The organism is Paenibacillus pinistramenti (assembly GCF_005869875.1).
GTDB lineage: Bacteria > Bacillota > Bacilli > Paenibacillales > Paenibacillaceae > Fontibacillus > Fontibacillus pinistramenti.
In genome coordinates, this window is record NZ_VAWG01000011.1 from 87,363 (window position 1) to 108,389 (window position 21,027).

24 protein-coding genes and 1 other RNA gene are annotated in these 21,027 nt (G+C 49.1%); 14 read left to right on the forward strand and 11 right to left on the reverse strand.

Annotated elements, in window-relative coordinates; all coding sequences use genetic code 11:
• Positions 1-33: 33 nt before the first annotated feature.
• The 4 genes from FCN15_RS19660 to FCN15_RS13555 form a co-directional block, all read right to left on the reverse strand.
• Positions 34-489, reverse strand: a complete 456-nt coding sequence (locus tag FCN15_RS19660; protein ID WP_138495528.1) for a lipopolysaccharide assembly protein LapA domain-containing protein — start codon at positions 487-489, stop codon at positions 34-36.
• A 104-nt stretch (positions 490-593) separates the two neighbouring features.
• Complete coding sequence (gene pepF, locus FCN15_RS13550; RefSeq protein WP_138495529.1) at positions 594-2,384, reverse strand: oligoendopeptidase F; 1,791 nt, start codon at positions 2,382-2,384, stop codon at positions 594-596.
• 226 nt (positions 2,385-2,610) lie between these two features.
• Positions 2,611-2,781 (reverse strand): hypothetical protein, encoded by a 171-nt coding sequence (locus tag FCN15_RS19335; protein ID WP_203232142.1) that lies wholly within the window; start codon positions 2,779-2,781, stop codon positions 2,611-2,613.
• 51 nt (positions 2,782-2,832) lie between these two features.
• Positions 2,833-3,066 (reverse strand): hypothetical protein, encoded by a 234-nt coding sequence (locus tag FCN15_RS13555; protein ID WP_138495530.1) that lies wholly within the window; start codon positions 3,064-3,066, stop codon positions 2,833-2,835.
• A gap of 247 nt (positions 3,067-3,313) precedes the next feature.
• Between FCN15_RS13555 and FCN15_RS13560 the strand changes: the two genes are divergently transcribed.
• From FCN15_RS13560 to pfkA, 4 genes are all read left to right on the forward strand, one after another.
• Complete coding sequence (locus tag FCN15_RS13560) at positions 3,314-3,511, forward strand: cold shock domain-containing protein (RefSeq protein WP_068694440.1); 198 nt, start codon at positions 3,314-3,316, stop codon at positions 3,509-3,511.
• A gap of 162 nt (positions 3,512-3,673) precedes the next feature.
• On the forward strand, positions 3,674-3,994 hold the full coding sequence (locus FCN15_RS13565) for a hypothetical protein (protein ID WP_138495531.1): 321 nt from the start codon (positions 3,674-3,676) through the stop codon (positions 3,992-3,994).
• A gap of 86 nt (positions 3,995-4,080) precedes the next feature.
• The gene (locus tag FCN15_RS13570; RefSeq protein WP_420819576.1) at positions 4,081-5,160 is read left to right on the forward strand and encodes a tetraprenyl-beta-curcumene synthase family protein; all 1,080 of its coding nucleotides are present in this window, start codon (positions 4,081-4,083) and stop codon (positions 5,158-5,160) included.
• 141 nt (positions 5,161-5,301) lie between these two features.
• Positions 5,302-6,273, forward strand: coding sequence for a 6-phosphofructokinase (gene pfkA, locus FCN15_RS13575; RefSeq protein WP_138495532.1), 972 nt, complete (start codon positions 5,302-5,304; stop codon positions 6,271-6,273).
• A gap of 63 nt (positions 6,274-6,336) precedes the next feature.
• On the opposite strand, the gene FCN15_RS13580 is transcribed toward pfkA, so the two are convergent.
• The 3 genes from FCN15_RS13580 to FCN15_RS13590 form a co-directional block, all read right to left on the reverse strand.
• Positions 6,337-7,707 (reverse strand): MATE family efflux transporter, encoded by a 1,371-nt coding sequence (locus FCN15_RS13580; protein ID WP_138495533.1) that lies wholly within the window; start codon positions 7,705-7,707, stop codon positions 6,337-6,339.
• Between the two features lie 143 nt (positions 7,708-7,850).
• Positions 7,851-8,039: a hypothetical protein gene (locus tag FCN15_RS13585; RefSeq protein ID WP_203232146.1), complete on the reverse strand. Its 189-nt coding sequence runs from the start codon at positions 8,037-8,039 to the stop codon at positions 7,851-7,853.
• 221 nt (positions 8,040-8,260) lie between these two features.
• On the reverse strand, positions 8,261-9,082 hold the full coding sequence (locus FCN15_RS13590) for a YitT family protein (protein WP_138495535.1): 822 nt from the start codon (positions 9,080-9,082) through the stop codon (positions 8,261-8,263).
• A 301-nt stretch (positions 9,083-9,383) separates the two neighbouring features.
• On the opposite strand from FCN15_RS13590, the gene cshA reads away from it, so the two are divergent.
• The 4 genes from cshA (at position 9,384) to FCN15_RS13610 (ending at position 12,749) form a co-directional block, all read left to right on the forward strand.
• Positions 9,384-10,955 carry a degradosome RNA helicase CshA gene (gene cshA, locus FCN15_RS13595; protein ID WP_138495536.1) on the forward strand — a complete coding sequence of 524 codons (1,572 nt, stop codon included), beginning with the start codon at positions 9,384-9,386 and terminating at the stop codon, positions 10,953-10,955.
• 172 nt (positions 10,956-11,127) lie between these two features.
• Positions 11,128-11,943: a YesL family protein gene (locus FCN15_RS13600; protein WP_138495537.1), complete on the forward strand. Its 816-nt coding sequence runs from the start codon at positions 11,128-11,130 to the stop codon at positions 11,941-11,943.
• A gap of 105 nt (positions 11,944-12,048) precedes the next feature.
• A non-coding RNA gene (gene ssrS / locus FCN15_RS13605) (6S RNA) lies at positions 12,049-12,238 on the forward strand.
• A gap of 118 nt (positions 12,239-12,356) precedes the next feature.
• Complete coding sequence (locus tag FCN15_RS13610; RefSeq protein ID WP_138495538.1) at positions 12,357-12,749, forward strand: DUF1499 domain-containing protein; 393 nt, start codon at positions 12,357-12,359, stop codon at positions 12,747-12,749.
• A gap of 86 nt (positions 12,750-12,835) precedes the next feature.
• Here the strand turns inward: FCN15_RS13610 and tpx are convergent, their stop codons facing one another.
• On the reverse strand, positions 12,836-13,354 hold the full coding sequence (tpx, locus tag FCN15_RS13615; RefSeq protein WP_138495539.1) for a thiol peroxidase: 519 nt from the start codon (positions 13,352-13,354) through the stop codon (positions 12,836-12,838).
• A 156-nt stretch (positions 13,355-13,510) separates the two neighbouring features.
• On the opposite strand from tpx, the gene FCN15_RS13620 reads away from it, so the two are divergent.
• Together FCN15_RS13620 and gltC are read left to right on the forward strand one after the other, a co-directional pair.
• The gene (locus FCN15_RS13620) at positions 13,511-14,134 is read left to right on the forward strand and encodes a rhomboid family intramembrane serine protease (protein WP_138495540.1); all 624 of its coding nucleotides are present in this window, start codon (positions 13,511-13,513) and stop codon (positions 14,132-14,134) included.
• Positions 14,135-14,173: 39 nt separating this feature from the next.
• A complete protein-coding gene (gene gltC / locus FCN15_RS13625; RefSeq protein WP_138495541.1) occupies positions 14,174-15,076 on the forward strand; it encodes a glutamate biosynthesis transcriptional regulator GltC in 903 nt (300 codons plus the stop codon).
• A 55-nt stretch (positions 15,077-15,131) separates the two neighbouring features.
• Here gltC and FCN15_RS13630 read toward each other — a convergent pair whose 3' ends face one another.
• Both FCN15_RS13630 and FCN15_RS13635 read right to left on the reverse strand, forming a co-directional pair.
• Complete coding sequence (locus FCN15_RS13630) at positions 15,132-15,815, reverse strand: zinc metallopeptidase (RefSeq protein ID WP_138495542.1); 684 nt, start codon at positions 15,813-15,815, stop codon at positions 15,132-15,134.
• Positions 15,816-15,846: 31 nt separating this feature from the next.
• Complete coding sequence (locus FCN15_RS13635) at positions 15,847-16,275, reverse strand: MerR family transcriptional regulator (protein WP_138495543.1); 429 nt, start codon at positions 16,273-16,275, stop codon at positions 15,847-15,849.
• Positions 16,276-16,578: 303 nt separating this feature from the next.
• Here FCN15_RS13635 and FCN15_RS13640 point away from each other — a divergent pair, with 303 nt between their 5' ends.
• Genes FCN15_RS13640 through FCN15_RS13650 form a run of 3 tightly spaced genes read left to right on the forward strand, consistent with a single transcriptional unit; the run spans position 16,579 to position 19,824 of the window.
• Entirely contained in the window at positions 16,579-17,970 is a 1,392-nt protein-coding gene (locus tag FCN15_RS13640; RefSeq protein WP_138495544.1) for an ammonium transporter, read from the forward strand.
• 46 nt (positions 17,971-18,016) lie between these two features.
• Positions 18,017-19,093 (forward strand): DUF294 nucleotidyltransferase-like domain-containing protein, encoded by a 1,077-nt coding sequence (locus FCN15_RS13645; RefSeq protein WP_138495545.1) that lies wholly within the window; start codon positions 18,017-18,019, stop codon positions 19,091-19,093.
• A complete protein-coding gene (locus FCN15_RS13650; RefSeq protein WP_138495546.1) occupies positions 19,090-19,824 on the forward strand; it encodes an exonuclease domain-containing protein in 735 nt (244 codons plus the stop codon). Before FCN15_RS13645 ends, FCN15_RS13650 begins: the two co-directional genes overlap by 4 nt.
• Here FCN15_RS13650 and FCN15_RS13655 read toward each other — a convergent pair.
• A complete protein-coding gene (locus FCN15_RS13655; RefSeq protein WP_138495547.1) occupies positions 19,811-20,329 on the reverse strand; it encodes a M67 family metallopeptidase in 519 nt (172 codons plus the stop codon). The genes FCN15_RS13650 and FCN15_RS13655 overlap by 14 nt on opposite strands.
• Before the next feature lie 98 nt (positions 20,330-20,427).
• Between FCN15_RS13655 and FCN15_RS13660 the strand changes: the two genes are divergently transcribed.
• Positions 20,428-21,006 carry a TlpA family protein disulfide reductase gene (locus FCN15_RS13660; protein ID WP_138495548.1) on the forward strand — a complete coding sequence of 193 codons (579 nt, stop codon included), beginning with the start codon at positions 20,428-20,430 and terminating at the stop codon, positions 21,004-21,006.
• Positions 21,007-21,027: the final 21 nt, after the last annotated feature.

Consider the following 21,027-nt stretch of genomic DNA (forward strand, 5'->3'; position numbering starts at 1 on the left):
TATCTTGCCTCCTATGTGATTTAGTAAAAAAGATTAAAGCTTCTCCTTCACATCTTTCTCCTCGGAAAAAGCGTGTCGAGCTGTCTCTGTGTCTTTAGATGGGACAGAAGCCTTGGCTGCAGAGAATGGATGCGCCGAGGACTCATTCAACGAGGAATCACTCCCAGCAGACGCGTTCACTGAAAATCCATTTTCAGGGGACCCGCCCGAAGCAGCGTCCATCTCGTCGTAGCCGGTAACCTCCAGAATGCGGGCCAGCTTGGCGTTAAGCTGTTTAATCTGCCGCTGCTGCCGGAAGCCGCGGTAAATGCCGAACGCTCCCACAATGAGGCCGCCAAGCAGTACGCTTCCCAGAATGAGCAGAATCAGCGGAAGCTTAACGGAGGTGAACAGAAAATTAACTTCCACCTGTTCCACGTTAATTACAGCGAACGTAGCGGTGATCAGAGCAAAGATCAACGCCAGAATCAGAAACCACTGACTTTTCAAATCATCAACCTCCTTAGGTGCGGAAATAGGCTCAGTGTCTGTAGACAGTATAAAATCCCTTACCCTGGCGGGCAAGGGACTTAGAGATCTATGGAGCGGGGCTGTTATTTCGTGAGCTGCTCCATTTGTGAAATGACGTCCTCGAAGACGCTCATCGCATCGCGGACTGGCTGCGGCGAGGACATGTCAACGCCAGCCTTCTTGAGAATGTTAATCGAATAGTCGCTGCCGCCGCTCTTCAGGAAACCGAGATAACGGTCGACCGCCGGCTGTCCTTCATCCAGAATCTGTTTGGAGAAGCTGGTTGCCGCAGAGAAACCCGTCGCGTATTTATACACGTAGAAGCTTCTATAGAAATGCGGGATGCGTGCCCACTCCATTTCAATATCCTGATCCACGACCATATCGCTGCCGTGGTATTTCTTGTTCAGGTCATAGTAAATGGACGACAGCTCTTGAGGAGTCATGGAGACTCCGGCTTCCGCACGTTCATGGACGATTTTCTCGAACTCGGCAAACATCGTCTGGCGGAATACAGTAGTCCGGAACTGATCGGCGTAGTAAGTAAGCAGGTACAGCTTCTGCTTCTTATCATCGGCATGCTTCAGCAGGTAGTCCATCAGCAGCGCTTCATTTGTCGTGGAGGCAACCTCAGCCAGAAAAATCGTATACTGCGCATCCCGGTAAGGCAGCGCTTTGTCCGAATAATAAGAATGAAGAGCATGCCCCATCTCATGGGCCAGCGTAAACATGCTGTTCAGGTTGTCCTTGTGGTTGAGAAGCACATAAGGATGGGTGCCATAGGAGCCCCAGCTGTAGGCGCCGGTGCGTTTGCCTTCATTTTCGTAGACATCAATCCAGCGGTTATTAAAGCCTTCCTGGAGCGCTTTAGAGTAGTCCTCACCCAGCGGCTTCAAGCCTTCAATACACAGCTTCTTCGCTTCGTCATAAGTGATGTCCCACTTGTATTCTTCAACCAAAGGCGCGAACAGGTCATACATATGAAGCTCATCGACTCCAAGCAGCTTCTTGCGCAGCTTCATATACCGGTGCAGAAGCGGCAGGCTTTCATGAATGGTGCCGATCAGATTATCGTAGACGTCTTCGGGAATGTTGTCACCGTAGAGGGACATTTCCAGCACAGAAGGGTATTTGCGGACTTTGGCGTAGAACATGTTCTTATTCACGTTGGCGTTCAGCGTAGCGGCCAAAGTATTCTTTTGCTTGGCGTAAGTCTCGTACACAGCCTTGAAGGCATTGTGGCGGACTTCGCGGTCAGGGCTCTCCAGGAACTGAATGTAGCTTCCGTGTGTCAGTTCAACTTCCTTGCCCTCTGCGTCTTTAATCTTAGGGAACTTCATATCCGCATTGTTAAGCATGCCGAAGATGCTTTGCGGAGCCTGCGAAAGGTTGCCTACCTGCGCAAGCAGGGCTTCTTCGGCTTTAGACAGCACATGCGCTTTCTCGCGTTTGATCTCAGTCAAGGTGAAACGGTAGGCCTCAAGCTCCTTGCTCTCAATCAGCTTATCAAGCTCGGCTTCAGGCAGGGAGAGAATTTCAGGCGTCACAAAAGAAAGGGCCTCGCTGACCTCAACGCTGACCTTCTTCGCCTTCTCAAGCAGTGCCTGATATGTAGGGTCGGCGGTATCTTCATCGTGGTGAAGATTGGCATAAACATACAGTCTCTCGGTGGCAAGTCCAAGTTCATCTTCCAGTTCAAAGATCGCTTTGATTTGAGGAGCGCTGTCCAGCTTGCCTTCAAACCCGGCTGCTTTCTTCAAGTCTTTCTTCAGCTCTTCATAGGCCTGTTCCCAGGCTTTCTGGTCGGGAAAAAGATCTGCCAGATTCCAGGTATTATCGGCTGCAACTTCAGAACGTTTAGGCAATGTGCTCATGTTTGATGCCCTCCTTGGAAGAATATATGATGACCCTTCATCCTGTAATCCGCTGCTTTCGGAGCCCGCTTCAGCAGGGAACATCGCCGTCACCAGACAGCAGGCAAGCAATAAAGGGACAGCTTTTGATGTATACATGCTGAAAGCCCTCTTTCCTTTTTTGCCGCTTAGTATGTTCCTTGAAGCTTGCATTTATTTTGCCGGCTGTCCGTTCAGGCGTTAAGATTCAGGGGGAAAAACTGTAGATAATAAGTACAAAGGCTGCGATCACCATGATCAGGGAGAACAGGGCGAGGCCGCGTTTGAATTTCTGCGGGATGCTGTTCCTGCTGAGCAGAACGACGATCGCCAGCGCAAAGGCCACAATGACAAATACGGTAGTGTCGGAAGAATTCATAATAATATTCAATACTCCTTCAGATAAATTTGGGCTGTCGCTGCCTCCCGCTTAAATCTCCTCGAAGGATTTCATCAAATCTTCCCATTCCTGTTCCCGGCCTTCAAAATCTTCTTTCGGAAACCGCTGGTGAACCCAGTTCATAAGGGCAGGGCGGCTGAGAAAAGTATGGCATTCTTCCCCCCATTGGTCGGAAATTTCACGCAGAACAAGCGTTTTGCCTTGAATTTCCACTGTCATCATGTTCCATTTGTCTTTCTTATAAATCTCATGCTTTTTTATCATCTTGCGGTGCTCCATTTCTTTCGTCCCAAACAGGGAGCATTTTTTGGAAATCTTTTTTTGGTAAAATCATACCCCACACTATGCGGGAAATCAAATGGGTCAAGGGCTGAACGCTTGTCCTAAAGCTGAAGCAGGCTCTTTCAAGCAGTATAGCAAGCGCTTTAAATCGTTCGTTGCATTATGATTGAGGATGGGGTATAATGTTCTTATTCGTCCACGATGACGATATTTTTAGGAGGTTGTTCACTTGAAAGGTACAGTTAAATGGTTCAACGCAGAAAAAGGCTACGGATTCATTCAAGTTGAAGGTGGAGAAGACGTATTCGTACATTTCTCGGCTATCCAAGGCGATGGATTCAAAACTTTGGACGAAGGTCAAGAAGTTGAATTCGAAATTACTGAAGGCAACCGTGGCCCTCAAGCCGCTAACGTAATCAAATTATAAGAAGGCCTCCGCTTTGCGCGGATAACTTATAAAGTTTAGGTTTCGGCACATGTTAAAGGCACAGCCCCCTGGGGTTGTGCCTTTTTTGCACTGGTTCTCAACAAATGCAGATATCTCTAGTATAATAGGAGATATTTTAACCTATGGGGGCGAAAGCGGATCATGGGCAATCACGAATTCAGATATAACGAAAGACTGGGCATCAAGCTGCCTGAACTGTACAAACCGTATGAGTCCTTCTCGCTGGAGGAGCGCACAGAAATCGTGACCGTTTGGGAGGAGATCAGAGGACGAATCCCTTCCCGGGTTATTGAACTTGAGCGGGTGATTGAAGACAAGCTTCACCGGTTAGCCGATGAGGAAGACTTTGGAGTTTCCTGTCTGCTGAACGGAGAAATTGCTGATCTCGCCAGCGTTATTAATGACCTGCACATCTGGTACCGGATGCAGGCAGACGTTAATTCAAATAAAGTGCAATTGTGATATAGTTAATTTGTAGAAATTTATAGGGCATATTATAATTAGGATTGTTTTGTTACGGTATTCAACAACGTTGTGGAGGCAAACCATTGATTGAACTAAATGCAAGCCGTTATCAAGTGCCTGGCGATCCGCTCCGCCTTATGAGCCGAGTATACAAATTTATATTGCCATCCGTTAAGACGGAGTTGAACCGCATAAGACAGCAAGCATCAATAATTCCCGACCCAGAACTGCGCAGGCAGGCTTTGGCCAGCATTCAAACCAAGGAATTTCACTGCCAGGGCGGCAGCGTGTATGCTGCGGCTAATCTGCCTCAGCGGCATGTGCTGATTCCGCTGATCGTAGCCTTTCAGACGATCAGCGATTACCTGGACAACCTGTGCGATCGCAGCACTTCGATGGATGCGGATGACTTTCGCCTCATTCATCAGTCCATGCTCGACGCTGTCATCCCCGATCAGGAGCAGGCGGATTATTATGCGCTTCGCAATGAGAAGGAGGACGGGGGATACCTGCAGGGATTGGTTGACCAGTGCCGGTCATGCATTCAACAGCTGCCTGGATATGCTGCAGCACAGCCTTATGTTGTAGATCTGGTTGGTTTATATATCGATTTGCAGGTGTACAAACATATTAAGCCGGAATTGCGAGAACCTGCGCTGCTCACCTGGAGACAGAAGAACCGGGACCGGGCGCCTCATCTGAAATGGAATGAGTTTGCAGCAGCAACCGGCTCAACCTTGGGCATGTTTATGCTGTTTCTCGCAGCGTGTGATCCAGAACTGGATGATGCTGCGGCTGCAGTCGTGCACCGGTCGTATTTTCCCCATGTGTGCGGTCTACATATCTTGCTGGATTATTTGATCGACCAGGCGGAAGATCAGCTCGGAGGGGATTTGAATTTCTGCAGCTATTATGAGAGCGAGAGCGAAACATTGAACCGGATCGAATGGATTGCAGCGTCGGCCAGACAGGATATTAAGACTCTTCCGGTCTCATCCTTTCACAGGATGATTATCGAAGGTCTCCTTGCTCTGTACCTTTCCGATCCAAAGGTAGGCCAGCATGCCGAAATTAAGCAGGTTTCCCGCAGGCTGATGCGCCGAAGCCCGCTTACCAGGCTGTTCTTTTTTGCTAACAGCAGATGGATCAGAAAATTTTTATGAATTTGCTGCGCTTGTTTAGTCTGACTGGGTTAAGACTTTGGTTATGACTATGGAAGCCGCGGGTTACGGCCTTTCATCCGAATCAGCTCCAGGCTTGCGGACGGAAGGATCAGGTTTATTTTACTTGAGGAGGAAAATGAAATGTCAGCAGTCAAAAAAATTGCAGTGTTAACCAGCGGTGGCGATTCCCAGGGAATGAATGCGGCGGTACGCGCCGTTGTGCGAAGCGCGATTTACCACGGAATTGAAGTATACGGTATTCAACGCGGTTACCAGGGGTTGTTGAATAACGATATTTTTTCGATGGATATTCGCAGTGTAGGTGATATCATTCAGCGCGGGGGAACGATTCTGCAGTCCGCACGCTGTCTCGAGTTCAAAACCCTTGAAGGCCAGCAGAAAGGTGCGGCCATTCTGCGTGAGCGCGGAATCGACGGCCTTGTTGTAGTCGGGGGTGACGGCTCTTATCAGGGAGCTGCCAAGCTGAGCGCTCTGGGCATCAAAACGATGGGGCTGCCAGGCACGATTGATAATGACATTTCTTTTACAGACTTTACCATCGGTTTCGACACTGCCGTAAATGTTGTTGTGGACGCTATCAATAAACTGCGTGACACGATGTCCTCCCACGAACGTTCCTCTGTGGTTGAAGTTATGGGTCGTCACTGCGGCGATATTGCCCTGCATGCAGGCCTGGCCTCCGGTGCGGAGACCATTCTTATTCCAGAGGTGCCTTACGACTTGAATGAAGTGGCTGACCGCATGAAGCAGAACTTTGAACACGGCAAGCGCCACAGTATCGTCATTGTAGCTGAAGGCGTCGGCCGCGGGGAAGATGTGGCGGATGCACTTAAAGAGCGGTATCCAAGTATTGATCCGCGGGTTACGGTTCTCGGACACATTCAGCGCGGGGGCTCGCCAACTCCGTTTGACCGGAACCTGGCAAGCCGGCTCGGCGATTTCGCGGTGCGCAAGCTGCTCGAAGGCGATTCCAACAAAGCGTGCGGCGTAATTAACGGCCATCTGGTAGCTACAGAGATCGAGAAGGTAGTCCATACGAAGAAAGACTTTGATATGGAGCTTTACCAGCTGGCACAACGTTTGTCCCAGTAATGAATATAAATACAGCCTGCATCCGGATTGGGTCCGAGTGCAGGCTTTTATTTTTGAATCAGCTTAGACTTGTGCGCTTTGCTTCGTGATCTGATGCATTCGCTGCTCAACCTTATTTAGACGGATAATCAGGAGAACGGCGGCAATGGCGAGTCCGCTGATCAGTCCGATCCAGTAGCCGTAAGGGCCAAGCTGAGTATAATTCGCCAAAATATAACCGAAAGGAAGCGCAGCGGCCCAGTAAGATAACAGGGTAATCCAGAACGCGGCGTTTACGTCTTTATAACCTCTCAATACCCCTTGAATGGGTGTAGCAATGGCATCAGAAATCTGAAAGAAAATCGCGTAGACCAGAAAATGCTCAATCATCGCAATAACGGCGCTGTCATTGGAATACAGTTCTGCGACATGCCGGCGGGACACCATCAAAATGGCGGCGGTAATCAGAGAGAGCAGGGCTGCTGTCAGAATGCCCAATTTTCCGTACTGCTTGGCATCCTTGAGCCTTCCGGCTCCTGTTTCATAACCGACCAAAATCGTCAGAGCCGAACAGATGCTTAAGGGAATCATATACAGCGTTGATGCAAAATTATTGGCCGACTGGTGAGCAGCAATGGTGACCGTATTAAAGCGGCTCATCAGCAGGGTCACAGCCGCAAACAGTGCTGTTTCGAAGAAGATCGCGAACCCGATCGGAATCCCGATCTTGAGCAGCTCCTTCCATTTACCGAGCGAAATCCGGTACCAGCTGCGCAGCAGGCTGTATTCGCTGAAGGTTGAAGTCTGCCGCAGAATGAATAGAGCCAGAGCAAAGATGCACCAGTAAGTGAACGCTGATGCGACGCCTGATCCGATGCCGCCCAGTTTGGGGAAACCAAATTTACCGAAGATAAGCAGATAATTGGCACCGACGTTTATCGGCAGGGAAGTTAAAGTGACCAGCATGGAGATCCGGGTTTGCCCGAGCGCGTCCATGCAGGACCGGAGCACGACGTATCCGAACAGCGGCAGCACTCCAGTCCCCATTGCAGTCAGAAAATAAAAAGCCACATGATGCACCTTTGGCTCTAAATTCATTCCGTCCAGAATCGGTGAGACGAGCAGAAAGCCTGCTGCGATGACAATCAATCCGATTACCATGGCCAGCATTAAGCCCTGCATAACCTGATAGGCGATTTGGTCCTTGCGTCCTTCACCAATAAAATGCGAGATCACAGGGGTCATGGCCATCAGAATTCCGCTCAAACCGGTCTGCACCGGGATCCATAAGCTTGAACCGACTGCTGCGCCTGCCAAATCGGAGGGACTGGCATGCCCGGACATCATCGTATCAAAGAAAGTCATCAGGGACATCGTCACCTGGGTGATCAGAATCGGCACGAGGATCCGCATGAACATTCCGTACTTTTGTTTGATTGTTGCTGTTGGTTTCATTTGAGAATAAAGCTCCGTTCCATTTAAAAAGATTAACATGACATGTGACATTCATTTTAGTTGATTGAACAGCTTTTGACCAGTGGCCTTGTCCATTAAAAAAGCCGCCTCCCGGGGGAAGCGGCCTTAGAGATACAAGCGTTTCAATGCAGAAGATTTGAATTTTGATGTTCACAAATACTGTATTGCATAATCTCCATGGCATCTTCTTGTTCCAGCATTCTGAACCCGTCCCTTAGCATGATCATAGAGTTGAGTTCCCTTTGATTGAAGAACGGAAGCATGTCGGGAAACCATTTCGTAACGATTTGCTCCAGTTTTACCGTTTCCATTTCCACAACAACCACTCCTTCTCCCCTGGAATCATTCGTTCTGCAACAAACAGATTCATCAAAGATCAACGAAAAAGCAAAGTCTGTGAAATAAAGGTCAAGAACAGGTCTATCTCATGAAACTGGTGAGGAACCGGCGCAACTACATTGTAGCATAAATGACTTCGAAATGCAGGGGTGAATCCCCCGGTTTGAAGAATCTCCGCAGCTTGCTGCTTGTCTTATCTGCGCCGGAAGGAGCCCATTACTCCGACTGTCTCGACAATATTGACAAAAGCGGACGGGTCGGTCTCTTTAATGATCTCCCGCAGCTCCGCCAGTTCGTACATCGTGGTGACGGTCATCAGCATATCTTTTTCCTTATGTGAAAAAGCTCCCTGCGTCTTAATCAGTGTAACTCCGCGCGGATGAGCCAGAAGCCTTTCGAGCATCCGGTCGGCTTCATTGGTGATGATGTAGACGGTAATCTTAATATGCCCCACATGAATAAAATCCAATACCTTACCAGTGATATATAACGATAAGATTGAGGCAAGCACCAAATTCCAGTTCTGGTTCGTATATCCCATAGCCAGAATGACCAGCGCATTCAGGCCAACCAGGACGTTGCCGATCGGGAAATCCCTGTACCTAGTAACGATGGAGCCCAAAATATCAAATCCGCCTGAAGAACCGCCTACCCGAAAAGAAATGCCGCTGCCCAGGCCGACCAGCGCGCCGCCGAAGACTGCGGCCAGGATAGGGTCAGTGGCAAGGCCGTCTGCCGGAATAACCGCCACAAACCAGGTAACGCAGATGACGGACAGGATGCTGAGGATAATAAACCGCTTGCCGAGCAGAAAGACTCCTGCAATTAGCAGCGGAATATTAAAGGAAAAGTATAGAATGCTCAGATTTATGGGGGTGATATATTTGACAAGCATCGATAACCCGGACACCCCGCCGCTAAGCAGCTGGTGCGGAACAAGAAATAAGTTAAATCCTGCAGCGATCAGCGCCGCACCTAGTATTACAACTAAACCGTTTCTAATTTCCTTAAACAACTCTTTCACCTCATCGTTGAAATAACCTTTTTAGAGCAACTGGTGTTTTGTGAATGTTTTATGATATACTATTAAAGATATTCTTGAGTAGGTAGTGATTTCCATCTACGAATAATGACCGGAAGCACTTGTTTCATAATGAACTGTACCGTTTAGTGATTCTTAAGCTCGTCCGGTGCTAAAATTGTGTTTCCGTGAAAATTTTTAGGATTATTGGGATAGTCTATAAACGTTTACCGCTACTTAAGAATAACGTCAAGATTGTGGAGTTGTCCACCATATAGAAGGAGTTTGAACCCTATTGAGCACATTTTCAGAATTCGGCCTAGAGCCTAAAGTCCTGCAAGCCATCACGGAGATGGGCTTCGAAGAAGCGACGCCGATCCAGACGAAATCCATTCCGGTTGCAATGACAGGCAGAGACTTGATCGGCCAGGCACAGACAGGTACTGGCAAGACTGCCGCTTTTGGACTTCCGCTGATCAACAAGATCTCGAAAGAAGAACGCATCGTTGCTTTGATTATGGCGCCTACCCGCGAGCTCGCGATTCAGGTAGCTGAAGAAATCGGTAAGTTGTCCCGCTTTAAAGGCATCCGTTCCCTGCCGATTTACGGCGGACAGGATATTTCCCGCCAAATCCGCGCTTTGAAGAAGAAGCCTCAAATCATTATCGGAACACCTGGACGTTTGCTTGACCATATCAACCGTAAGACGATCAAGCTGGATGATGTACAGACAGTCATTCTTGATGAAGCGGATGAAATGCTAGACATGGGCTTTATGGAAGATATTCAGGCGATCCTGAAGCTGGTGCCGGAAGAACGCCAAACAATGTTATTCTCGGCCACAATGCCTCCTAATATCCAGAAGCTGGCTCAGCAATTTTTGAAAGATCCCGAACATGTTTCCGTTATTCCTAAACAAGTCAGCGCCCCGCTGATTGATCAGGCTTACATTGAAGTAAATGAACGCCAGAAGTTCGACGCTCTTTCCCGCCTGCTCGACATGGAATCGCCTGAACTGGCCATCGTATTCGGACGCACGAAACGCCGTGTAGACGAGCTTTCAGAAGCTCTGCAGAAGCGCGGTTACTCTGCTGACGGTCTGCATGGCGACTTGTCGCAGAACCAACGTGATACGGTAATGCGCAAATTCCGTGACGGCAGCATTGACGTGCTTGTGGCAACTGACGTTGCGGCCCGCGGTCTCGACGTTTCCGGTGTAACTCACGTAGTGAACTTTGACCTGCCTCAGGATCCGGAGAGCTATGTGCACCGTATCGGCCGTACAGGACGTGCAGGTAAAGAAGGCGCGGCTTATTCCTTCGTTACTCCTCGTGAGATCGACCATTTGCATTTTATTGAACGGGTCACACGTCACCGCATTCCTCGCAAGCCTTTGCCAAGTATTGCTGAGGCGATCGAAGGCAAACAGCGGATTACGGCTGAAAGACTCATTGATATCGTAGAAAGCGGAGAGCTGAACGAATACAAAGGCATTGCAATTCAGCTGCTTGAGCAGTACGATTCCGTTAATCTGCTTGCCGCAGCAATCAAGCTGGTGACTGGCGGAGACAAGAACGAAAGTACTCATATCGAATTGACTCCTGAAGAACCAATTCGTGTGAAGCGCCGGAAGCCGGACATCCGTTCCAGCGGACGGAAGCCATCGGGTTACGGCAACCGCAACAGTGGAGGCGGAGGCGGCTCTTACAGACGGGACAACCGTGACGGCCGCAGTTTCGGAAGCGGTAAAGGCGGATACAGCAAAGAAGGCGGAAGCCGTGATTCTTCCCGTTCTTCCTCTTATGACCGCAAGCCGCGTCCAAGCGGAGAACGCCGTCCTTATAACCGCAGCGAAGACAACAATTAAGATCCAGCTTTGCTTTAGGCTGTTGAACATGAAACAAGGCGATGCCGGAAGGCTTCGCCTTGTTTTTTTAGGCCGTTTATCTAATTTAAAGTTAGACAAACTGGAATGCGGCAGGGGAATAAGGTATAGTAAGAGCAGAGACAGTTAAAGAGAGGCGAGGGGGAGGACTTACTTGGAATTCAGAGGCGTCACGGGCGGTTTATACCGCGTAACAGAATGGATCATGAGAATAGCGGGCAGCAACCTGTTATGGCTGGTTTGCTCTTCACCGTTTTTGTTTTTTGTGCTGACGAAACTGCTTATTGTTCTTAATGGCTTGGGGGAGGATGGAATTTCGGTTTACGCCATGGCAATCTTGGCACCGTTTACATTGTTCCCGGCAACAGCCGCATTGTTCACTGTTGTCCGTAAATGGGTGATGGGGGAAGCTGATGTCAGTGTAACCCGGACCTTTTTCCGCGGATACAAAGAGAATTACAAGCAAAGCATGGTCGGCGGTATTTTCTATACGCTGCTGTTTGTAGTTATGGCCGTAGATTACACGGTTTATATGGGAAAAATGAAGAACCTTCAGGTGATCGGCATGCTGATGCTGGTTCTGCTGGTACTGCTGCTGATTTCGATGTTTAATTTCTTCTCGATGGTTTCACACTATCATTTGAAGACGTCAACGATGATCAAGAATGCGGTCCTGCTGACGATTATACGTCCATTCCGTTCCTTTTCCACTCTGGCGGGAGCGGCAGTTCTGCTCTATATGACCTACAGATTTTCTTGGCTGATGGTCTTCGGTACGGCTACGCTGCTTGCCTGGCTGGCCTTTGTCAACTTCTACGCTACTTTTACCAAAATGCAGGCCCAGCTTGCCAAAATGAATGAAGCGGAAGAGGCCAAAGCTGCGGAGGCTGCAGCATCGGGTGCTGAAGCAGATCATGATGCTTCCGGGCCGTTAACGAACGGGGAGAACGGTAACAGCCGAAATTCCTGATCCAGTCGATCTGGAGAACCGGAGTAAATGATCTGGAGAATATTACAAGGCGGATGACCCTGGCCGGTTGGTTTACTTTTGCCGGCGCAGGCTCTATAATGAATATACATCCTGCGATGTGCGTTTCGGTTATTTGTTGTTTTGAACCAATGACAATGTCTAGGGAGATCTAAACGATCAAACGGCTGGAAAGCCCTATCTATATGATTAGGGGAATTCAAAAGTTTGGCTGCGGTCACCCACCTGCTGAGCAGGTTCACGGACACTGTAACCGGACGGCATATGCGGGACCTTATCAAATTCATTAGAGCACCGGTTCGCCTTGGCGGATAGGTGCTTTTTATTTTTCTGAATGATACAATGACTTGGAGTGCGATCATTATTTTGTCGGATTGATGGAGGGGGAAGCGGGTTTGTCGCTAAGAAGAATGTTAACCGGATTGTTCCGAAGTGTTGAGGGAACGAGTGACCGTGCAAAATCGCCAGAGCTTAAGACTCGTTATTATCAGCTTGGCAAAGATAAATTATGGGACGAAGTGAGCTCTACTTTGAAGAAGATTCCAGGCTATAAAGTGGTGCATGAAGTGCCTTCCGTAGGTGAAATTTTGCTGGAGAGAAAAAGCGCCTTTGGCCGGGTGATGGACATTACGGTTTCGATTGTCGGTACAGGCCCTACGCGCAGCGCAGTCGACATTTATTCGGCAACCCGCGGCTCCCTTGGGGATCTGGGTGCTAACTATCGGAATATTATCAGTTTATTCGGTATATTGGATAAGAAGCTGAGCCGTTACAAAACAACGGCATAAAGCCAATCAATAAAAGCGAGTCCGTTTCCGGAACTCGCTTTTATTTTGCTCGAGCAGAATAAATTCGATGCTTCGAGGATATTTTTCTATAACAGAGATTTAACGGCAGCAATCGCTTTGTCGTAATCCGGATGCTCGCCCATTTCGCTCAAATACTCGACATACTGGATCGTATTATCGGCATCAAGGACAAAGATGGAGCGGTGATCAAGCTGAAGCTCTTTGATAAGTACGCCATAGGCTTCACCGAAAGCTCTGTGTTTATAGTCGGACAATGTGACGACACGGTCGATTCCGGCTGCTCCGCACCAGCGGGCCTGTGCAAAAGGAAGATCGACGCTGACAGTCAGTACGACGACCTGGTCACCGAGATTGTGGGCTTCCTGGTTGAAACGGCGGGTCTGCGCGTCGCAAACGCCGGTATCAAGGGAAGGAACGACACTGATGAGCTTGATTTTTCCATCGAAATCCTTCAGGGATACTTCTTCTACCAAGCTTTTGTTCAGTGTGAAATCAGGGGCTTTATCGCCCGCTTTGAGTTCCGGGCCGACCAGAGTGATGGGATTGCCTTTAAAAGTAGCAGCTTGTGCACGTTCTTGCGCCAAATAAATCTCCTCCTTTGGATGATCGGATATTGCGGCACTGGCGAAAGCTTGAACTGCAAGGCTTTTCGTGGTATTTCATGCCAAAATCCATTATAATCGTTTTAAAAAGCGCTTGTCCAATGAAATGAAATCAGCTTGCTAAAAGGAAGGTACAGCATGATCTTTATCCGTTATGAGAACTGGAGAAATTATTTAAGATATTATCCGGTAACCTCTTTGATTCTGGTTACTAACTTGGCAATATACTGTATCCTCCTGTTTAACGGCGGCGCATCCAATCCGGATACGCTGTTCCGCTTCGGGGCAGTTGGATCGGAGCTTCCTTACAGTCAGGACTGGTGGCGTTATGTTACGGCCATCTTTCTGCATGTCAGCTTCTCGCATCTGCTGTTTAATTGCTTTGCCATTCTAGTGTTTGCGCCTCCGCTTGAACGGCTGCTTGGCTGGTGGCGGTATGCGCTCGTGTTTCTGGTCAGCGGTATACTCGGAAATGCCCTGAGCATGGCGATGTACCGGCACGCGATGGAACCTACCTTGTCTGTCGGCGCTTCAGGAGCAATCTATGGGGTTTATGGAGCGTTTTTATATATCGCGCTTCTACAGCGGCAGATTATGGATGAAGGCTCAAGACGGACCCTTTACGCGATTCTGATGGTGGGTGTCATCTTCTCCTTCGCGGTATCCAGTACAAACTGGATGGCTCATTTGGGCGGACTGATCGGCGGATTTTTTATGTACGGCCTCTTGATTCGTCTTACAGGACGATTCAAGACGCGTTAATATAGATAGGGATAGCAATGAAATGGAGCGGACAACGGAGTGGAACTAAGACAACTGCAGTATTTTGTAAAGGTAGCAAATAAAGAGCATGTGACCCAGGCGGCTGAAGAGCTGCATGTGGCGCAGTCTGCGGTCAGCAGACAGATTCATCAGCTGGAGAAAGAGCTCGGGGTAGAGCTCTTTAAGCAGAAAGGACGCAATCTTCAATTGACGGCCGTCGGGCAGCTTTTTCTGAACCGGATTGAAACCGTCCTTAAAGATTTGGACCGGGCTGTGGCTGAGGTCCATGAGTTTCTGGATCCGGAGCAGGGGGAGATCCGGCTTGGCTTTCCGCACAGTCTTGGTGTTCATATGCTCCCGATCATTATTGCCGAGTTCAAGAAGCGGTACCCGAATGTCAAATTCCGTTTCAAGCAGGGGATGTATACGACTTTAATTCGGGATGTAACGGAAGCGGAAGTGGATTTGGCTTTTATTTCGCCATTTCCGGAGCAGCATGAACACGTAGTAGGAGATGTGGTATTAACCGAAGAACTGTTCGCCATCCTGCCCCCGGGACATCCGCTGGCGGGTGAGGAAGAGATTTCCCTGCAGCAGTTAAAGGATGATAAATTCATTTTGTTTAATAAAGGTTATTCTTTGCGTCCGATTGTCCTGCATGCCTGTCTGGAGGCCGGATTCACGCCTAAAATTGCCTTTGAAGGAGAAGAAACGGACACCATCCGGGGTCTGGTCGCCGCCGGAATGGGAGTTAGTCTTCTGCCGGAAATGGCCTCGTACCATAATGGAAATCTGGTTCCGGCCCGAATTAAAATTGCTTCTCCCAAAGTGACGCGTACGATTGGCCTGATCTATCGTTCAGATGATAAGCTGCCGCTCGTTGCCCAGTCTTTCCGAAACTTTTTGTTGGAGCATTTCGATGTCAAGCCGGACCGGCACTAAAAAAACTCCCGCACATACCCATGTGCGGGAGTTTTTAAATTGGAGTTAAAGATCATCAATCGCGGTTGTTGTTTGTAAACATCAGAATGTAACGCAGAAGCTCCAGAACCGAGATCAAGGCTGCAGCCACATAGGTTAACGCTGCTGCATTTAATACCTTCCCGACACCCTTTGCCTCGCTGTGGGTTACATAGCCTTGTTCAAGCATTACCTTGCGCGCCCGGCTGCTGGCGTTAAACTCTACAGGAAGGGTTATGACCTGGAAGAGCACAGCTACCGAGAAGAAAATGATGCCGATTCCCAAGAGGTTAAAGGCATTGAACAAAATCCCGGCGAGAAGCAGGAAGGGAGCAACGCCGGAGGCAAAATTCACGATCGGGAAGATCCGGTGTCTTAGGACGAGCATCGGATAATGAACCTTGTGCTGAATGGCGTGGCCCACTTCGTGGCAGGCTACTGAAACCGCCGAAATCGACCGCTCATAATAGACAGGCTCGGATAAACGGACAACTCTTTGAATGGGATCATAATGGTCTGTCAAGCTGCCTCGGACCGGTTCGATCGGCACATCATAGAGTCCGTTCGCGTCAAGCATTCGCCGTGCCGCTTCCTGCCCCGTCATTCCGCTGTAGTTCGGAACTTCAGCATATTTGTTAAACGTACCCTTAACCCTGAACTGGGCCCAAAGGGAGAAAATAAACGCGATGATAATCAAAAAGTACATTCCATCAAAGTACATTTGCCATTCCTCCGTGAATTAAAATTTGCTGTCAGGTGAAAGGTCCGTGGTTCATTAATAAACGGAGAGCCTCAATACAGGCCAGACTGGACGGCATGATATGCGTGGAGATCTTCTTAGCCTGTCCGGGTTTCATTTGCGAGATTAAAGGCTCCAGCTCTTTAACTTCACGTTCGAGCTGCTGCAGGTGAAGTTCCAGAGAGCTCACTTTCTCAGATACCTGGTCTTCGTTGATGTCCGTCAATTCTTCAAGTCTCGCGCGGATCTCCTCCAGCGTATATTTCTCCTGCTTCCATTGAATAATACGCTCCAGCCGGTTTAAGGTTTCACAACTGTATAAGCGGTAATTTTTATTGGTTCTTGTTTCTGGAAAGATTAAGCCAAGTTTTGTATAGTAGTCGATTGTTCGTTCGCTGACGCCTGCGGCTTTGGCCAGTTCCCCGATCCGGTACAATTTCATAGTCCCAATGGTCTCACTCCCTGTCCTAACCGTTTCTAATAATATATGTTGCTTCATATAACGTATAATACAGGATTTCAAAGTATACAGTCAAACGTTATACTTTGGACATAACCCTAAAATCTGCCGGCAGGAAGGTTTTTCATAAGTAAAACCTAACATGAAGAGTTATGTTATTGGGAAATGGAGTTATTTTTTTCAGCCGAATAAAAAAAACTTGTTGTCAAGTTGCTGATTTATTGATTATAATCGCTGTAACATAAAAAACATGTTAAGAAACATGACATTAAGGAGAGGGTTATATTGAGGAAGAAGTGGTTGTTAAGCTTGCTTACTTTTGGTTCGCTGTTTGCAGTTCCTGTCTCGGCTTTTGCAGCAGATGATGTCACTGCACCGGCAGTAGAAATCGGCCTTAACTCCCTGTTTGTGTTCCTGGCTTTTATCCTGGTGTTCTTCATGCAGGCAGGATTTGCGCTCCTTGAAGCGGGTTCTGTGCGAATGAAAAATGCAGGGCATGTAGCCGGCAAGACGGTCTTAACGTTAGGAATAGGCGTAATTGCCTTCTGGCTGCTTGGCTTTGGCTTTGGTTTCGGCAACGGCAACGGGTTCTTTGGTTATACCGGTTTCTTATTTGGAGGAAATGCAGACACGGCATCCTTTGATTCCTTGACGGCCTCCGGAGTTCCGATGGTGATCATGTTCCTGTTCCAGTTCTCCTTTGCCGCTGTATCGCTGGCCATTGCCTGCGGAGGTATGGCGGAACGCGCTAAGCTTAGCGTGTACATTATTTTCGGCCTGCTGTTTATGATCGTTATTTATCCTATCATTGCTCACTGGGTTTGGGGCGGCGGATGGCTGGCGGAAATGGGAATGCAGGACTATGCAGGCTCCGCGGTTGTTCACTTGACGGGCGCAACTGCAGCACTGGTAGCGACCTTCCTGCTTAAGCCTCGTCTTGGCAAATATAATAAAGATGGCAAACCTAACAGCATTCCAGGTCACAACCAAGTGTTGTCCGTATTGGGTGTAATAATTCTCTGGTTCGGCTGGTTCGGATTTAACCCGGGCAGCGGGCTGAGCGCAATGAATGACGGCTTCTTCGGATATGTTGCCTTAACTACAAATCTTGCAGCCGCAGCTGGCGGGGTTGCCGCTCTGCTCGTCTCCTGGGCTGTATTTGGCAAAGCCGACATTCCAAGCATGCTGAACGGTGTTCTGGCAGCGCTGGTTGCCATTACAGGTTCCTGTGCCTTCGTTGATCCATGGGCCGCAGTAGTCATTGGCGTTGTGGCTGGCGTTCTTACCTTCTTCACGGCTCAATGGTTTGAGAAAGCCGGGCTTGACGATCCGGTTTATGCTTTCTCCGTACACGGGATTGCCGGGATGTGGGGTGCACTGTCAACTGGATTCTTCGCTACTCCAGAGCTTGCTGAAACGGTTGGTGTCGGTAAGGCAGGATTGTTCTACGGCGGCGGCTTTGAACAGCTTGGCGTTCAAGCTTTGGGTATGATCGGAACCTTCGTATTCGTACTGGTGCTTTCCTTCATTATTCTGGGGATCATTAAAGCAGTGACGGGCCTGAGGGTTACTGAAGAGGAAGAAACCATGGGTCTGGATATTAGTGAACACGGCACCTATGGTTATCCGGAACAAATGAGTATTCTGAACAGCGGAAGCAGAGAGATCAGCAAGTAACTCTGCGAATCGAACTATAGAACGTTAGAGAGAGGAAGTGCACCGCATGAAAGAATCTGCTGTGAACCATATTGATTTATCAAGTATTCAATCTGCGGTAACTTCCGGCGATCTTCGTTTAACCCGGTGGAAGGAAGAGAATAAGCTGCTTCAGCTGTTCTCTTCTTACCCCATCGAAGAATGGAACGAAGGCGTGAACCGGCTGCAAGATGAAGTGATGAGGCAGGCCACTATCATTTGTGAGCGGCAATTGGCGGAGGCGGGCGCGGGAGATCCTCCCGTCCCCTTCGCTTTTGTTCTTTTTGGAAGCGGGGGGCGCTGTGAGCAGACGTCCTGGAGCGATCAGGATAACGGCTTGATTTATGCAGACGGAGGCGGCACTGAGGCTCAGCAATATTATGAGAAGTTCGGGGAGCAGTTATCCAATCTGCTGGTGGACATCGGATATCCTCCCTGCAGAGGCCGGGTTATGGCTTCTAATCCGATGTGGAGGCTGAGTCTAAAGGAGTGGCAGGACCAGCTGTCTGGCTGGGTAGAGACACTGAGGTGGGAGGACGTCCGATATTTGACGATCGCTTCCGATCTTCGCTGCATTGCTGGAGATGAAGGGCTGGCGAAGGCCTGGAAACGCAGCTTCATGGATTTGCTGGGGCGCAGCGAAGCGCTTGAGGCGGCTTTGCTGGGGAATACTGTCCGCCATAAGGCCGCACTGAATGTGCTTGGACAGGTGATTACTGAACGGTTTGGAGAGCATGCCGGGGAGTTTGATGTGAAATACGGCCTCTATATTCCTCTGGTCAATGGAATCCGCTGCATGGCGCTGTATTACGGCATAGAAGAATCCTCTACGCAGGAGAGGATCTCCAAGCTGCACGAGCTGGAGGCTTTTCCAAGGCCGTGGCTGGATGCACTGCGGAGAGCTTTTGTAAAATCCCTGAAATTCAGGTCGCTGACGAACCGGCATACTGAAGACGGGATTATCCAAGGAGACTCATACTTATCTCAAGAAACACTTAAGCAAAAAGATGTATCGAGGGAATTAAGAGAAAGCCTGCAGACGGTCCGCCAGCTGTACCGGATGCTGCAGAGGCAGCATCGTTTTGCGGAAAGGAGGCTTCCATGAAAGAGCCGGCACGTCATCACGGTTTGTGGAATGCCATAAAGAATAGAACACTGCCATCTGCCATGTCATCAAAAATGGGCACGCAAAGCGCACAGCAGATTGCTTTTCTAAGATCGCTGAATAAAGGGCTGCGAAGACCCGAAACGCTTCACATTCAGCTTAAAGAACTGAAGACGGCAGTGTTTGATCTGGAAACGACAGGTTTTCATCCAAAGCAAGGGGATGAAATCCTGTCGTTTGGTGCAGTTAAGGTAGAGGGGGCTGCAGTAAGGGCAGACGAGGGGCACCACTCTTTATCAAGAATATCCAAACCCTTGCCAGAAGAGATCATTATGCTGACGGGTATTACCCAGGAAATGGCCGACCAGGCGCCGCCGCTTGTTGAAGCGCTGCATGGATTCATGAGTTTTGTCGAGGACCGGGTGCTGATTGCCCACTGCAGCGGGCATGATAAAGCTTTTTTGGATCTGGCCTTATGGAAAACATCCAAGGTCCAGCTCAGCCACAGGGTGCTGGATACGATGATGATCGCACAGCGGCTGCATTCCGGCAGCCAGATAGCGAGTCTGGACGACTGGCTGGGATATTACGGGATTCCGGTTACCCGGCGGCATAACGCGTTAGAGGATGCCAAAATGACGGCGCATTTATGGATTGCTTTAGTGGACCAACTTCGTGAGAAAGGTGTAAATACGCTTGGAGATCTGTATGTTTATCTCAGTCACTCTTAAAGACATCGGCCTGGCTCTGTATGCTCAGCTTAAGCAGAGTATATTCTCCGCTTTCCCCTGATTCAACTCCGTAGAAGGAGAAATGAGGGGGATTTTTATGTCCGGAAAAAGCGGCGTTCCTGCTGACCGTAGGAGAGGTTGAAACGATCAGATAGAGTTTGATCATAGCCCCAAACTGCTGCAGCTGCTTAAGATCTTTCAGCGAGGGCTCCGGCCCGGAGACGGGATGGCTGTGGACGATGCCTGTAAGGTCTGGGGATAGGCTGCCCGGTATCCAAACTTTGGGATCAAGCAGAAATTCTTTTCCCGGGGAAGGGGATAAATTCCGGCAGGGGAGAAACTTGTTGATGCTCCAGCTGTTCCCGCCATCAAGGGGCTTTCCAAACAGGATTCCGCACCCCTCAGCAGGATAACTCTTTCGCATATGCTGGAGAATAGACTCCATAATCTCTTCGCTGATCTGTACGCCCAGCCTTCCTGTAGATCCAATTCCTGAATATTCCATAAAATTCCTCTTTTCAGGGGGTGTATGTAATGGTATCTAATCTTTAGGGAAACAATATAGACAGAATTGAATCACTCTCTTGAGAAGGAGCGGCGGTCATGAAGGAGAAAATCTTGCCTCTACATACTTTAGGTGGAAAAATGGCCTTCGTCTTCATATGCAGTATAACTATTACGCTTTGGTCCGGGCAAGCTGCTGCTGCCAAAGGGACAGGCCTTGAAATCGGAAAAACAGCTCCCGCCTTTGAGCTCAAGGGGCTTGACGGGCAGACCTATCGTGTCGAAGGCAGAAGAGACAAAGTGCTGCTGCTGAATTTCTGGGCATCCTGGTGTGAGCCCTGCAGGCTGGAGGCCCCTGACCTTGAACATCTGGCTGAAAAATATGAGACTGAACTAGACCTCTATGGCGTCAACGTTACCGCTTATGATGAAGAAGCCCAGGTAAAATCTTTTGTTGAACAGTACGGTGTGCATTATCCGATCTTGATGGACCGGAAGGAGAAGGTCTATGCCAAGTACGAAGGGCAGGCTTTTCCTACCCAGGTGCTGATCGGCCGGGACGGATTGGTAAGAGACATTATCATCGGCCTGCTTCCGCCGGAAGAGCTGGAGGAACGGATCCGCAGGGTGCTGGATGCAGAAGAGACAGGATCAAGGCAGCCGGGCGGTGGTCCATAACCAGCTTGAAAAAATATAACC